Here is a 13,842-nt window from a genome sequence, read left to right on the forward strand (position 1 = left end):
CTAAGAAAAACGGTCTTCACATGATCGCTGCGCCCCCGGTCAGAACGGCCGTGACCGGCAACACACGGCGGCCCGGTGCTCCGTCCGCGGCCGCGTTCGTGGCACCTTGTGGAGGTGACGGAACGAGCCTCGGAGGCCGACGACAGCGCGACCTGGCAGCGCGCTCGCGAACTGTTCGGCGCCGCCCGGCGCATCACCGCGCTCACCGGCGCGGGCGTGTCCACCGCCTCCGGCATCCCGGACTTCCGAGGCCCGGACGGTCTTTGGACACGCAACCCGCAGGCCGCCCGGCTCAGCGACATCGACAGCTACCTCGCCGACGAGGACGTCCGCGCGCAGGCGTGGCGCGCCCGCGCCGAGAACCCCGCCTGGCACGCCGAACCCAACGCCGCGCACCGGGCCTTCGTCGACCTCGACGCCTCCGGACGCCTTGGTGCCCTGCTCACCCAGAACATCGACGAGCTGCACCAGCGCGCAGGCCTGGCCCGCGACCGCGTGCTGGAACTGCACGGCACCATGCGCCGCACGGTGTGCGTGCACTGCGGCGCCACGGGGGTCATGACCGACGCCCTGCAGCGCGTCGCCGAGGGGGAGCGGGACCCGGACTGCCGCTCGTGCGGCGGCATCCTCAAATCGGCGACGGTGTTCTTCGGCCAGGCGCTGGACACCGACGTGCTGCGGGAAGCCAGGCGCGCGTCGCTGGACTGCGACCTGTTCATCGCCGCGGGCACATCGCTGACCGTCTACCCGGCTGCTGCCTTCGCGGAGCTGGCCGCCAAGGCAGGCGCGAAGCTGGTCATCTGCAACGCCGAGCCCACCCCCTACGACGAGATCGCCGACGCGGTCCTGCGCGGCCCGCTCACCGAGGTGCTGCCCGGACTCGCCGCGGCGCCGCGGATCAACTCCGCCGAGCCGCTGCGCTCCTGGGGAGATCCCAGCACCTGGGGACAGATGTGACACGAGTGGTTGACGCTGCAAGCGAAACCTCCGTTTCGCGTGGTGCGCCTGTGGCACGAGTGTCAAGCTCCGGTCAATTATTACTCCGTTCGGCCTAAGCTCCAGCGCGCCGAACGGGTGCATCTGCTGGAGGTGACGGGTGTTGTCGACGAAGAGCGGTGCACGCAGGATCGGCGTGCTGGTAGTGCTGTGCGCGGTCGGTCTCGCACCCGTCGGCACCGGCGTAGCCGTCCCGCCGCCCCCGCCCAACCCCAGCGACGCCGAGCTCCAGGCGGGCAAGTCCGAAGCTCAACGCACCGCGGGCCAGGCCGGTGAACTGGCCAACCGCCTCGCCGAGGCCGAGTCCCTGCTGGTCGGTCTGCAGGCGCAGGTCGAGGTGAAGATGGAGGACGCGAACAAGGCTCGCGTCGACCTCCAGCGCGCCGAGACCGCCTACGGGCAGGCGCGCACCGCCGCCGACGCTGCTGCCGCCGAAGCGCGTTCGGCGGCAGCCCGGATCGAAGCCCAGCGCTCCCGGCTCGACGAGTTCGCCGCCAGCAGCTACCGGCAGGGCAGCAAGCTGGGCTCGATCACGGCTTACGCCGGCGCTCGCGACCCGCAGGAGATGCTCGAACGGGCCTCGCTGCTCGACGCCATCAGCGATTCCCAGCTCGACGTCCTCGACGACCTCGAACGCGCCCGCATCGAGAAGGTCAACAAGGACTCCATGACCCGCGCCGCGCTCGACGAGGCCGAGGCCAAGCGCCGTTCCGCCGACGAGGCGCGCGCCACCGCCGAAGCCGCGCAGCAGACGGCGATCCAGGCCCGCGCGCAGCAGGCCGCGCAGGCCCAGGGCCTGCAAGCCGACCGCGATTCGGTGCAGGCCGATCTCGATGCAGCCCTCTCCCGGGTCACCGGGCTGCAGGCGCAGCGCGCCGACTACCAGGAGTGGCATGAGGACAAGGTCCGCGAGGAGCAGGTCGTCGCTGCCGAGCCGGTCGGCAACGACGACGACCAGGCGGGCAGCTCCGCACCCTCCGCCTCCGGCGACGTCGAGGCGGTGGTCTCGCGGGCGCTGTCGCAGCTGGGGATGCCCTACGCGTGGGGTGGTGGCAACTCGCGCGGGCCGACGCGCGGCATCCGCGACGGGGGAGTGGCCGACTCCTACGGCGACTACGCCAAGACCGGCTTCGACTGCTCCGGGCTGATGATCTACGCCTTCGCCGCTGCTGGGATCACGCTGGACCACTACAGCGGGTACCAGGCGCAGTCGGGCAAGCGCGTCCCGCTGTCGCAGATGCGCCGTGGCGACATGCTGTTCTGGGACCACGGCGGCGCCATCCACCACGTCGCCCTCTACCTGGGCAACGGCAAGATGGTCGAGGCACCGTACTCGGGTTCTCGGGTGCGCGTCACCCAGGTCCGCTACGGCGGTATCACGCCCTACGCGGTCCGGGTGCTCTGACGGCCCGGCTGGTCTTCGGACCAGGGGTGCTGCAAGCATGGCCGCGTGGCAAATTTCGCGGCGGTGCTGCTGGCAGGTGGGGGAGCGCGCCGGATGGGCGGCGTGGACAAGGTGATGCTGCCGGTGGCCGGCCGCACGTTGCTGGACCGCACGCTCGACGCCGTGGCAGGTGCCGATCCCGTCGTGGTGGTCGGTCCCGAACGGCCGACGGCCACGCCCGTCCGCTGGACGGCCGAGAAGCCCTCCGGGGGAGGACCGCTCGCGGCCGTCGAGGCCGGGCTGCGCCTGATCGACGACGCCGACGGGCTGGTCGCGATCCTCGCCGCTGACCACCCGCACCTCACCCAGGGCACGCTGGCCCGGTTGCGCGCTGCGCTGCGCGACGATCCCGGGGCCGGGGGAGCGGTCCTGTCCGAGCCCGGCGGCCGCGCGCAGTGGCTGGTAGGCCTCTGGCGCCTGCGGTCCCTGCGCGAGGCGATGCCTGCGGAGGTCGGGAACCGGCCGGTGCGCACCCTCTTCGCGCCGGTCGAGCCACTTCGGATCGACGCCACCACAGCTGAGGTGTCCGATGTGGATACCCCGCGCGACCTGCATCGGGCTCGCACGCCGGAACGCTGACCCCTCCAGTGGTGTCGAAGCCCGGGGGACCGCCGCATCGAATCATTTGTCGCGTCCATGACTTCAGTGTCGACTGAAGTCAGTGCTCCACGGGCAAACCCCGAACCAGGCCGGGACGATGAACGCCGCTCGGCTTCACAGCGGTCAAACCGCCGATGGGGTTGAGTGGGCTTCGATGCGCCCCCTCGTGCGCGAGGAGCGAGCGGCGTGCCAGGATCTTGATCGGCCCGAAACGGCCGCGTCGACGAGGAGGCTGGGAGAAGTGACCGAGGCCGGCAACGGTGAGAGCGGGGGCGCCGGAGCGGCAGCGGCGCGTCCAGCGGGTCAGGCGAGTTCGTCGAGCACTCCCGCGCGCGATGCGCAGCTGCTCGAACGCACCGTCTTCGAAGTCAAGCGCGTCATCGTCGGCCAGGACCGCCTGGTCGAGCGGATGCTGACCGGGTTGCTGGCCAAGGGGCACATCCTGCTCGAAGGCGTGCCCGGTGTCGCCAAGACCCTCGCGGTGGAGACCTTCGCCCGCGTGGTCGGCGGTTCGTTCTCGCGGCTTCAGTTCACCCCCGACCTGGTTCCCGCCGACATCCTCGGCACCCGCATCTACCGGCAGGGCAGCGAGCGCTTCGACGTCGAGCTCGGCCCGGTGCTGGCCAACTTCGTTCTCGCCGACGAGATCAACCGCGCTCCCGCCAAGGTGCAGTCGGCGCTGCTGGAAGTCATGGCCGAGCGGCACGTGTCCATCGGCGGCGAGAGCTTCCCGATGCCCGCGCCGTTCCTGGTGCTGGCCACCCAGAACCCCATCGAGAACGAGGGCGTCTACCCGCTGCCCGAAGCGCAGCGCGACCGCTTCCTGTTCAAGCTCCCGGTCGAATACCCGACCGCGGAGGAGGAGCGCGAGATCATCTACCGGATGGGCGTCACCCCGCCCGAGCCCAACGGCGTGCTCAACCCCGAGGAGCTGATCCGGCTGCAGGACGTCGCCGCCGGGGTGTTCGTGCACCACGCGCTGGTCGACTACGTGGTGCGACTGGTGGTCGCCACCCGGATGCCCAACGACCACGGCTTGTCCGACATCGCGGGCTGGGTCTCCTACGGCGCCTCGCCGCGCGCCAGCCTCGGCATCATCGCCGCCGCGCGAGCCCTGGCCCTGGTGCGCGGTCGCGACTACGTGCTGCCGCAGGACGTGGTCGACGTCGTGCCGGACGTTCTGCGCCACCGCCTCGTGCTGTCCTACGACGCGCTGGCCGACGGCATCCCCGTGGAGCACATCGTCGGCCGGGTGCTGCAAACCGTGCCGCTGCCGCAGGTCTCGGCCCGCCCGCAGGGCGGCCAGCAGCAGGCCGCGCCGGTCGGTCCGGCCGTGCAGCCCGGTTACGGCCAGCCGCCGATGCCACCGCACCAGTGAGGGGAGGGGCAGACGTGGCGGTACCCGCGGACTCCGGCGGTGACCGCCCGGCCTGGGCGCCACCGGCCCTGGAGACCGGGCGGATGGAGGTCGCGCTGCGCGCTCTCGAGCTGAGCGTGCGCGGTCGGCTCGACGGTCTCCTGCAGGGCAATCACCTCGGTCTCGTGCCCGGTCCGGGCAGCGAGCCGGGCGAGGCACGCGCCTACCAGCCCGGTGACGACGTGCGGCGGATGGACTGGGCGGTCACCGCTCGCATGGCCGAGCCGCACATCAGGCAGACCGTCGCCGACCGCGAGCTGGAGACGTGGGTGGCGATGGACCTCTCGCCGAGCCTGGACTTCGGCACCGCCGCCTGCGACAAGCGGGAACTGGCCGTGGCGGCGCTGGCCGCTGTCATGTTCCTGACCAGTGGTGGCGGCAACCGCATCGGTGCGGTGGTGGACAACGGCACCGGGCAGCACCGGCTGCCCGCGCGCGGCGGCGCGGCGCACGCTCGGGCGCTGCTGAAGGAGGTCGCCGAGACCCCGCGCGCCCCGGAGGGCACCCGGGGAGATCTGTCCGCGCTGCTGGAATCGTTGCGGCGGCCGCCGCGGCGCAGGGGGCTGGCGGTGGTGGTCTCCGACTTCCTGGGATCCGCCGACTGGCAGCGCGCGCTGCGCGGGCTGGGTGCGCGGCACTCGTTGCTGGCCATCGAGGTGATCGACCCGCGCGACGTGGAGCTGCCCGACGTGGGCACGGTGCTGCTGTCTGATCCGGAGACGGGCAGGCGGCGCGAGGTGCACACGACGCCGGTGCTGCGCAAGGAGTTCGCCGCTGCGGCGGCCGCGCACCGCGAGGACGTGGCAAGGGTTCTGCGCAGGGCCGGGTGCGCTCACCTGGTGCTGCGCACCGATTCCGACTGGATCGCCGATGTCGTGCGGTTCGTGATGGCGCGCAAGCGCGGCTGGTCCGGCGGAGGAGCTGGGTGATGTTGAGTTTGACCGGGTTCACCGCGCCGTGGTGGTTCCTGCTGCTGTTGGTGGTCGCCGGCCTGGTCGCCGGTTACGTGTGGGCGATGCGGCGCAGGCATCGGGATTCGTTGAAGTTCTCCAACCTGGAGGTGCTGGACCGGGTCGCCTCGAGCAGGCAGGGCTGGTGGAAGCACGTGCCGCCGGCGTTGCTCGGGGTGGCGCTGGTCCTGCTGACCGTGGCGCTGTCGGGTCCGACGGCCGAGCAGCGGATTCCGCGCAACCGGGCGACGGTCATGCTGACCATCGACGTGTCGTTGTCTATGAAGGCCACCGATGTGGAGCCGAACCGGTTGGAGGCGGCGAAGGTCGCGGCCAAGGAGTTCGCCGACAAGCTCACGCCGGGCATCAACCTGGGTCTGGTGTCGTTCGCCGGGACGGCGACGGTGCTGGTCATGCCGACCACGGATCGTTCGAGCGTCAAGCAGGCGATCGACACCCTCAAGCTGGCCGAGGCGACCGCGACCGGTGACGGGATCAACGCGTCGATGCAGGCCATCGACTCGTTCGGGAAGATGGTCGGCGGTCCGGCGGGTGCTCCGCCCGCGCGGATCGTGCTGATGGCCGATGGCGGGCAGACCATCCCGCGCGAGATGGACGCGCCGCGTGGCGCGTACACGAAGGCCCTCGAGGCGAAGAAGGCCAGCGTTCCGATCTCCACGATCTCCTTCGGCACCAAGCACGGCTCGATCGAGATCGAGGGCGAGCAGGAGTGGGTCGAGGTCGACGACGACGCGATGCAGGAGATCGCGCGCCTGTCCGGCGGCGAGTTCCACAAGGCCGCCAGCGCTGAGCAGCTGCGCGAGGTCTACGAGACGCTGGGTGAGCAGATCGGCTACGAGACCAAGCACACAGACGCCAGCAAACCGTGGCTGGTGCTGGGTACTCTCTGCGCGATCATCGCGGCCGGGATCTCGTTGTTCGCCGGTCGGCGATTGCCGTAGCCGACGACAGGAGCTTCGTCCCCTTGAACACGGCAGCTCGTTTCTTGTGGGAATTCGTCAAGTCGCCGACCACGACCGCCGCGGTGGGCCCGAGTTCTCGGGCGCTGGCCGAGCAGATGGTGGCGCCGGTTCCGCTGACCGGTGATCCGGTCGTGGTGGAGCTGGGCCCGGGCACGGGTGCGTTCACCGAGGTGATCCAGCGACGCCTGGGCGGACGGGGCACGCACCTGGCGGTGGAGCTCAACGAGAGCTGGGCCGCTGACCTGGGGCACCGCTTCCCGGGCGTGGACTCCGTGTGCGGGAACGCCCGCAGCGTCCCGGAACTGCTGGCCGAGCGCGGACTCGCCAAGGCCGACGTGGTGGTCAGCGGGTTGCCGTGGGTGGCGCACGCGCCGGTGAACGGCGTCCCGCTGGTGGAGCTGCTGGCGTCGGTGATGGCTGCGGACGGGGTGTTCACGCAGTTCGCCTACACCTGGACGCGGTGGGCGCCGCCAGCCCGCAAGCAGCACGCGGACCTCAAGGCGACGTTCGAGGAGACGGTGGTCAGCCGCACGGTGTGGCGCAACCTGCCGCCCGCGGTGGTGTACCTGGCCCGCAGGCCGCGTTCGTCGTAGCCGCGCGCCGCCGGGGGCGGTGTTAGGTTGCTGGGATGCCTGCTGATGCCGTGGTGTCCGGGCTTGACGAATTACCGCTGCTGATCGAGCTGGGGACGGCGTTGCTGTTCTCCAGCCTCATCGGGCTGGAGCGGGAGATCCGGGCCAAGAGCGCCGGGTTGCGCACGCACGCCTTGGTGGGCGTGGGCGCGGCGCTCTTCATGCTGGTGTCCAAGTACGCCTTCGGTGACCTGCTGGTGTTCGACCGGGTGTCGCTGGACCCGTCGCGGGTCGCGGCGCAGATCGTCTCCGGCATCGGCTTCATCGGCGGCGGGCTGATCTTCGTGCGCCGGGATGCCGTGCGCGGTCTGACCACGGCGGCCTCGGTGTGGCTGGTGGCCGCGGTGGGGATGGCCTGCGGCGGTGGGCTGGTGGTGCTGGCGGCGGCCACGACCGGCGTGCACTTCCTGGTGGCGATCGGCTTCCCGCACCTGCTGCGGGTCGCGCGTCCGGCGTTGCGGGAGCCGCAGGTGATGCGGGTGGGCTACCTGGACGGCTACGGCGTGCTGCGCAGCGTGCTGACGATGTGCACCAGCCGGGGGTGGGCGCTGCTGGACCTGCAGGTCGAGCGGGAGGACTCCGACGACGAGCAGCGCACGGCGGTGGTGGCGCTGCGGCTGCGCGGCAAGACACCGGTGTCGACGCTGGTGGAGGAGATCAGCCAGTTGCCGGGCGTGCTGCACGCTGCGGTCGGCGATTCGGCCGAGGGCGGTTTCTGAGGCGGTGCGGGGGCCGGCATCGGCGGACCGCGCCCGCACCGCGAGCAGGCCGTCACGAATCCGCCCGCTACTCGAGGCGGCCGGGGGCACAGCGTGATCGTCCTGCGCCCCCGGCCAACACCGCGACCACCTGCGCCGCGATGCCGGAGCCGAAGACCGGTCTCCCGATGTCGCAACGCGCCTACACCTGCGCGACGGTGGGGTGCACCGCGCCGAGGGGAAGACCTCGGCCCTCGTCGTGCGGAGCCGGGCTGGTTCCCAATCCGGGCAGTGATGTGGGCGTCAGACCTGGGCGCACGCGGTGCGCTCAGGTTGTCTGAGCTGCGAATCCCCGCCTGCGCACTGCCGGCGGGATGCGCGCCGGCGAGCGGGCGGGGGAGGGCTCAATCCGCTTCCTTCTTGATCTGCTCCATGTCGAGGTCGCGGGCCTGGCCGACGAGGTCTTCGAAGACGTTCTCGGGCAGGGCACCGGGCTGCTGGAAGACCAAGACCTTGTCCCGGATGATCGCCAACGTCGGGATCGACTGGACGTCGAAGGCGGCGGCGAGCTCGGGCTGGTCCTCGGTGTCGACCTTGGCGAAGACGATGTCGTCGTGTGTCTCCGAACCCTTCTCGAAGACCGGGGCGAACTGCTTGCACGGGCCGCACCAGGAAGCCCAGAAGTCGATGATGACGAACTTGTCGTCGCTGACGACCTCGTCGAAGTTGTCCTTGGTCAGTTCGACCGTGGCCATTGGATCCCTCTTCGGATGGTGGGGCAGTTAGTCGGGCAACGCCGGCCGCGGGACCGCGCATTCCCCCGGTTCGTGTCGGTCGCACCACGATCGTGGCGATCAGCGCGAGCGTGGTGGGCCACCGTACTGGCCGCGGGTGAGGTTCGTCGTGCGCGGGTGGCCCGGTGTGTAGGCACGCCACCAGAAAGGGTCCGTTTTTGTGTGAGGAGTCGATGAGCGGTGGAGCTTGCCGAGCCGATAATGTCGCGGCTGAAACGAATCTTGAGGCGTTCGATGGGAGATCCACAGTGGCACGGTCCGTACTGGTGACCGGCGGTAACCGCGGCATCGGCCTGGCCATCGCGAGGGCGTTCCAGGAGGCCGGGGACAAGGTCGCGGTCACGCACCGCGGATCGGGCGCGCCCGAGGGCCTGCTCGGCGTCCAGTGCGACGTCACCGACCCGGACCAGGTCGCGGCGGCCTTCGACGAGGTGGAGGCCGCGCACGGGCGGATCGAGGTGCTGGTGGCCAACGCGGGCATCACCGATGACACGCTGCTGCTGCGGATGAGCGAGGAGCAGTTCGGTCGGGTCATCGACGCGAACCTGGCCGGTTCGTACCGGGTGGCCAAGCGCGCGGCCAGCAGCATGTTGCGCAACCGGTTCGGACGGATGATCTTCATCTCGTCGGTGGTGGGGCTCTCCGGTGGTCCGGGGCAGGTCAACTACGCGGCGAGCAAGGCCGGCCTGGTGGGCATGGCGCGTTCGATCGCGCGTGAGCTGGGTTCGCGCAGCATCACGGCGAACGTCGTGGCACCGGGTTACGTCAAGACCGAGATGACCGATGATCTGCCCGAAGATCGCAAGGAGGAGATCCTCGGGCAGGTTCCGCTCTCGCGGATGGCCGACCCGGAGGAGGTCGCGGGCGCTGTGCGCTGGCTGGCCTCGGACGAGGCCGGGTACGTCACCGGTGCCGTGATCCCGGTCGACGGCGGTCTCGGGATGGGGCACTGACCCGCTCGGCAGCGGGTGAGGGGACTTCCGGCACAGCGCTGGTGCCGGCCACTTCGGGTGCGTGGGCGCCCGGCATGTGATTTTCGAAGGGGTTTTTCGTGAGCGGATTGCTCGAAGGCAAGCGGGTCCTGATCACCGGGGTGATCACCGACGCGTCGATCGCGTTCCACGCGGCCAAGGCCGCCCAGGAGCAGGGCGCCGAGGTGGTGCTGACCGGGTTCGGCCGGTTGAGCCTGGTGGAGCGGATCGCCAACCGGCTGCCCAAGCCTGCTCCGGTGCTGGAGCTGGACGTCACCAACGCCGAGCACCTGGAGACGCTGCCGGAGCGGGTGCGCCAGCACGTCAGCGGGCTGGACGGTGTGCTGCACTCGATCGGCTACGCGCCGGCGTCGTGCCTGGGCGGGGACTTCCTGGAGGCCCCGTGGGAGGACGTGTCCACTGCGGTGCGGATCTCGGCGTACTCGTTGAAGTCGTTGAGCACCGCGACGCTGCCGCTGCTGAGCGAGGGCTCCTCGATCGTGGGCATGGACTTCGACGCGCGCGTGGCGTGGCCGGCCTACGACTGGATGGGCGTGGCCAAGGCGGCGCTGGAGTCGACGTCGCGGTACTTGGCGCGTGAGCTGGGCCCCAAGGGCGTGCGGGTGAACCTGGTGTCGGCCGGTCCGGTGCGGACGATGGCGGCCAAGTCGATCCCGGGTTTCGCGGACCTGGAAGCGGGCTGGGGTGACCGGGCCCCGCTGGGCTGGGACGTCAACGACCCGACGCCGGTGGCCAAGTCGATCTGCGCGGTGCTGTCGGATTGGCTGCCTGCCACGACCGGTTCGATGATCATGGTCGACGGTGGGGTGCACTCCCTCGGGGTGTGATTCGTCGTGCGGAGGGGCGCTCTGGAGATGATCCGGGGCGCCCCTCGTCGTCTGCACCGCGTGGTTCACATCGGGTGCGCCCCGGTTGCGCGGGGATGAATCAGCGGCGCGATGATGGTCCGGTGAGCTTTGACGCGTTGCTGTTCTTGTCGTTCGGGGGGCCGGAGGGCCCGGAGGAAGTGCGGCCGTTCCTGGAGAACGTGACCCGGGGCAGGGGAGTGCCGCCGGAGCGCCTCGACGAGGTGGCCGAGCACTACCTGCACTTCGGTGGGGTGTCGCCGATCAACCGGCTGAACGAGGACATCATGGCCGCGTTGCGGTCCGAGCTGGACGCTCAGGGTCGGGATCTGCCGATCTACTTCGGCAACCGCAACTGGCACCCGATGGTCGAGGACACCGTCGCGCGGATGGCCGATGACGGGGTGCGGCGGGCTCTGGTGTTCGCGACCTCGGCGTGGGGCGGCTACTCGGGGTGCAAGCAGTACCACGAGGACATCGTGCGGGCGCGGGAGTCGGTCGGGCAGCGGGCGCCGGAGCTGGTGAAGCTGCGGCAGTTCTTCGACCACCCGCTGTTCGTCGGGGCAAACGCCGACGCCGTGCGGGCCGCCTACGCCGAGCTGGGGGAGCGGGCGGAGCAGGCGCGGCTGGTCCTCACCGCGCACTCCATCCCGCTGCGCGCGGATGAGCGGCCGGGTGCGGACGGGCGGCCGCAGTGGTACTCGCGGCAGGTCGCCGAGGCCGCGCGGCTGGTGGCCGAGCAGGTGGGTGCCGAGTCCTACGACGTGGTGTGGCAGTCGCGTTCGGGGCCGCCGCAGGTGCCGTGGCTGGAGCCCGACATCTGCGACCACCTGCAGGACCTGCACGCCAAGGGGGTCGGGTCGGTGGTTGTCAGCCCGATCGGGTTCGTCTCCGATCACCTCGAGGTCGTGTGGGACCTGGACAACGAAGCGGAAGAAGCGGCTGCCGGGTTGGGCATGGGTTTCGCGCGCGCGGCCACGGCGGGCACCGATCCGCGGTTCGTGGAGATGATCGTGGAGCTCATCGCCGAGCACACCGATGCTGCACCGGTGTGCAAGCTCTCGGAGCTTCGGATGGCGGGTTCGACGGTCAACGGGGCGCTGTGCGCTCCCGGCTGCTGCTGAGGGTTCGCGGCTGTTGGTGGGGTGTCTGCTCCGCGGAGCAGACACCCCACCAACGTCGGTCAGGAACGGGCCGCTTGGTCTGCCAGGACGCGGACCATCTCGGCGACCGAGGCGCGGCGGGCGGCGCGCACGGCGTCGAACAGCGGGCGCAGGGCGTCGGTGCGGCTGCGCATCGCTGATGCCGACAGGGCGCCGCCGGGTGCGTCGTCGGTGGCCACCCACAGGATGGCCTCGACCTCGGTGGCGCGCTGGAGGATCCGCAGCGTGCGCTGGGGGATGTTCTCCGGCCAGTCCGGGGCGGGTTTGGCTGCGATGGTCTGGGCGATCTCCTCGCGCACACCTGGGCGTTGCTTGGCCACTCCGAGTTCGATGAGGGCGGTGGCGGCCTCGCGCATGGCCGAGGCCATGCCGTGCTCGGCTTCGCCGATCGGCAGGTGCTCGGCGGGCGGCAGTTCGCCGGTCTCGAACACCGTCCAGCGCAGGATGCCTTCGGCGATGCGTTCGGGGACCAGTCCCAGTCCGGCTTCGGGAAGCACGGCGGCTTCGCCGATGCGCATCGCGAGCTTGGAGAACGGGGTGGCTCCGCCGAGGCCCCGGGCGTCACCGGGCACGGGCAGCGCGAGTTCGCCGGTGGAGGCACCGGCCTTGCGCAGCGCCGCCAGCAGCAGGGCGGGGCCGGCGGGGGTGTCGTCGGGGCCGGGCAGGTCCAGGCGCGCGGCGAGCTCGTCGTCGGCGGCGCGGAACTCCTGCACCTCGCCCCAGGTCTGCAGGGCATCGAGCACGTCGTCAGACGCGGCCGCACCGTGCAGCCAGGCGGACGACCAGACAACCGAAGTGGCGCTTGGGCATGGCACGTCGGTAGAGGGTACGGATCGAAAACCCTTGCCGTGCCCGGGGGGAGGTGTGGTGTGACTCCGCCCATGGGGCGGTTGCGCGGCGTGGCGGCATGACGGTTGGCCACGGTCGATTACCGTGTCGGTTCGTGCGGTCGGTTGATTATGGACGCGACATCCTGTCGGGCTCGCGGCGCAAGGAGGTGCCGGAGATCCCGGCTGAACCGGATCTGGTGGTCGAGGACCCGGCCAGTGGTTTCTGCGGTGCGGTGGTGCGGGTGGAGAAGAACAACGTGGTGCTGGAGGACCGGCACGGCAAGCAGCGCCTGTTCCCGATGCGCCCGGCCGCGTTCCTGTTCGAGGGCAAGCCCGCGACGCTGGTGCCTGCGCGCACGAGCGCCCCGGCGGGTCCGGCGCGGTCGGCGTCTGGTTCGGTGAAGGTCGAGGGTCTGCGGGCCCGCACGGCGCGCGGCAGCCGGATCTGGGTGGAGGGCGTTCACGACGCCGAGCTGGTCGAGCGGATCTGGGGTCACGACTTGCGGGTGGAAGGCATCGTCGTCGAGCCGCTGCACGGCGTGGACGACTTGCCGGGGTTGCTGGCCGAGTTCGGGCCGGAGCCGGGTCGCCGGGTCGGGGTGCTGGTGGACCACCTGGTTCCGGGCAGCAAGGAATCGCGGTTGGTGGAGGGCATCACCGACGAGCACGTGATGGTCACCGGGCACCCGTACGTGGATGTCTGGGAGGCGGTCAAGCCCGCTGCGGTGGGGATTCGCGAGTGGCCGACGGTGCCGCGCGGGCAGGACTGGAAGCAGGGCGTGTGCTCGCAGCTGGGCTGGGGTGAGCCCGCGGAGGGTTGGCGGCGGGTGCTGGCCGGCGCCACTGGTTTCCGCGACGTCGAAACGCCGTTGTTGACCGCGGTGGAGCAGCTGATCGATTTCGTCACCGGCGATGGGTGATCTGGCGGTCACACGTTGATCACGTGGTTCGGAATGCCGGTGCCACCTGGGGTGGGCGTGCCACGATGGACGCATGACTCCTGCGCTGCTGTGGCTGATCGCCGGGGTGCTGCTGATCGGCGCCGAGGTCCTGTCCGGGGATTTCGTGCTGGTCATGATCGGCGCCGCGGCTCTGGGGGCCGCCGGTAGTTCGGCGCTGGGGATGCCCTTGGGCGTGGACGTCGCGGTGTTCGCCATGCTGGCTCTGGGTTTGGTGGTGCTGGCGCGGCCCGCGCTCAGGCGGCACATGATCGGTCAGCGGGCGCTCAAGACCAACGTGGACGCCCTGGTGGGGAAGCAGGCGCGCGTGGTGTCCACAGTGGATGTGCAGGGGGGTCAGGTTCGCATCGACGGCCAGTTGTGGTCGGCGCGGGCTCTGGACGAGACGCAGGTTGTCGAGGCCGGCCGCACGGTCACCGTCATGGAGATCGCGGGTGCCACAGCGGTGGTGTGGGCCGAGCCCTGAGGGAGATGAGGCTTCGTGGGAGTGGATGAAGTGATCGTGCTGGCGGTTGTGGTGCTGCTGGTGCTCATCGTCG

At 70.8% G+C, this 13,842-nt stretch carries 15 protein-coding genes; 13 read left to right on the forward strand and 2 right to left on the reverse strand.

Annotation, left to right across the window (positions count from 1 at the left end; translation table 11 throughout):
• Window positions 1–114 precede the first annotated feature (114 nt).
• The 8 genes from E1161_RS01335 to E1161_RS01370 all read left to right on the forward strand — a co-directional run bounded on the left by E1161_RS01335 (window position 115) and on the right by E1161_RS01370 (window position 7,741).
• Window positions 115–957: an SIR2 family NAD-dependent protein deacylase gene (locus tag E1161_RS01335; protein ID WP_408011921.1), complete on the forward strand. Its 843-nt coding sequence runs from the start codon at window positions 115–117 to the stop codon at window positions 955–957.
• A 142-nt stretch (window positions 958–1,099) separates the two neighbouring features.
• Window positions 1,100–2,401 carry an NlpC/P60 family protein gene (locus E1161_RS01340; RefSeq protein WP_132618627.1) on the forward strand — a complete coding sequence of 434 codons (1,302 nt, stop codon included), beginning with the start codon at window positions 1,100–1,102 and terminating at the stop codon, window positions 2,399–2,401.
• Between the two features lie 45 nt (window positions 2,402–2,446).
• Window positions 2,447–3,019, forward strand: a complete 573-nt coding sequence (mobA, locus tag E1161_RS01345) for a molybdenum cofactor guanylyltransferase (RefSeq protein WP_235874699.1) — start codon at window positions 2,447–2,449, stop codon at window positions 3,017–3,019.
• 364 nt (window positions 3,020–3,383) lie between these two features.
• Window positions 3,384–4,418, forward strand: a complete 1,035-nt coding sequence (locus E1161_RS01350) for an AAA family ATPase (protein ID WP_235874705.1) — start codon at window positions 3,384–3,386, stop codon at window positions 4,416–4,418.
• Window positions 4,419–4,501: 83 nt separating this feature from the next.
• Window positions 4,502–5,386: a DUF58 domain-containing protein gene (locus tag E1161_RS01355; RefSeq protein ID WP_132618734.1), complete on the forward strand. Its 885-nt coding sequence runs from the start codon at window positions 4,502–4,504 to the stop codon at window positions 5,384–5,386.
• A 2-nt stretch (window positions 5,387–5,388) separates the two neighbouring features.
• Window positions 5,389–6,369, forward strand: a complete 981-nt coding sequence (locus tag E1161_RS01360) for a VWA domain-containing protein (RefSeq protein WP_207920046.1) — start codon at window positions 5,389–5,391, stop codon at window positions 6,367–6,369.
• A gap of 23 nt (window positions 6,370–6,392) precedes the next feature.
• Complete coding sequence (locus E1161_RS28275) at window positions 6,393–6,983, forward strand: class I SAM-dependent methyltransferase (protein WP_132618633.1); 591 nt, start codon at window positions 6,393–6,395, stop codon at window positions 6,981–6,983.
• 35 nt (window positions 6,984–7,018) lie between these two features.
• The gene (locus tag E1161_RS01370; protein WP_132618635.1) at window positions 7,019–7,741 is read left to right on the forward strand and encodes an MgtC/SapB family protein; all 723 of its coding nucleotides are present in this window, start codon (window positions 7,019–7,021) and stop codon (window positions 7,739–7,741) included.
• A 383-nt stretch (window positions 7,742–8,124) separates the two neighbouring features.
• On the opposite strand, the gene trxA is transcribed toward E1161_RS01370, so the two are convergent.
• Window positions 8,125–8,475, reverse strand: a complete 351-nt coding sequence (gene trxA, locus E1161_RS01375) for a thioredoxin (protein WP_132618637.1) — start codon at window positions 8,473–8,475, stop codon at window positions 8,125–8,127.
• A 287-nt stretch (window positions 8,476–8,762) separates the two neighbouring features.
• On the opposite strand from trxA, the gene fabG reads away from it, so the two are divergent.
• The 3 genes from fabG to E1161_RS01390 all read left to right on the forward strand — a co-directional run bounded on the left by fabG (window position 8,763) and on the right by E1161_RS01390 (window position 11,475).
• Complete coding sequence (fabG, locus tag E1161_RS01380; RefSeq protein WP_132618639.1) at window positions 8,763–9,467, forward strand: beta-ketoacyl-ACP reductase; 705 nt, start codon at window positions 8,763–8,765, stop codon at window positions 9,465–9,467.
• 98 nt (window positions 9,468–9,565) lie between these two features.
• Window positions 9,566–10,333 (forward strand): enoyl-ACP reductase FabI, encoded by a 768-nt coding sequence (fabI, locus tag E1161_RS01385; RefSeq protein WP_132618641.1) that lies wholly within the window; start codon window positions 9,566–9,568, stop codon window positions 10,331–10,333.
• Window positions 10,334–10,455: 122 nt separating this feature from the next.
• Complete coding sequence (locus E1161_RS01390; RefSeq protein ID WP_207920035.1) at window positions 10,456–11,475, forward strand: ferrochelatase; 1,020 nt, start codon at window positions 10,456–10,458, stop codon at window positions 11,473–11,475.
• Window positions 11,476–11,534: 59 nt separating this feature from the next.
• Here the strand turns inward: E1161_RS01390 and E1161_RS01395 are convergent, their stop codons facing one another.
• Window positions 11,535–12,329: a hypothetical protein gene (locus E1161_RS01395; protein WP_132618643.1), complete on the reverse strand. Its 795-nt coding sequence runs from the start codon at window positions 12,327–12,329 to the stop codon at window positions 11,535–11,537.
• A 128-nt stretch (window positions 12,330–12,457) separates the two neighbouring features.
• Here E1161_RS01395 and E1161_RS01400 point away from each other — a divergent pair, with 128 nt between their 5' ends.
• Together E1161_RS01400 and E1161_RS01405 are read left to right on the forward strand one after the other, a co-directional pair.
• Window positions 12,458–13,264, forward strand: coding sequence for a DUF3097 domain-containing protein (locus E1161_RS01400; protein ID WP_235874700.1), 807 nt, complete (start codon window positions 12,458–12,460; stop codon window positions 13,262–13,264).
• Window positions 13,265–13,337: 73 nt separating this feature from the next.
• Window positions 13,338–13,769, forward strand: a complete 432-nt coding sequence (locus tag E1161_RS01405; protein WP_132618647.1) for an NfeD family protein — start codon at window positions 13,338–13,340, stop codon at window positions 13,767–13,769.
• The last annotated feature ends 73 nt before the right edge of the window (window positions 13,770–13,842 follow it).

This window comes from Saccharopolyspora aridisoli, from assembly GCF_004348445.1.
Classification (GTDB): Bacteria; Actinomycetota; Actinomycetes; order Mycobacteriales; family Pseudonocardiaceae; genus Saccharopolyspora; species Saccharopolyspora aridisoli.

Coding starts and splice junctions, on each gene's coding strand:
- E1161_RS01355 (WP_132618734.1), top strand. CDS start 4,502: ATGGAGGTCGCGCTGCGCGCTCTCGAGCTGAGCGTGCGCGGTCGGCTC.
- trxA (WP_132618637.1), bottom strand. CDS start 8,475: ATGGCCACGGTCGAACTGACCAAGGACAACTTCGACGAGGTCGTCAGC.
- E1161_RS01405 (WP_132618647.1), top strand. CDS start 13,338: ATGACTCCTGCGCTGCTGTGGCTGATCGCCGGGGTGCTGCTGATCGGC.
- E1161_RS01370 (WP_132618635.1), top strand. CDS start 7,019: ATGCCTGCTGATGCCGTGGTGTCCGGGCTTGACGAATTACCGCTGCTG.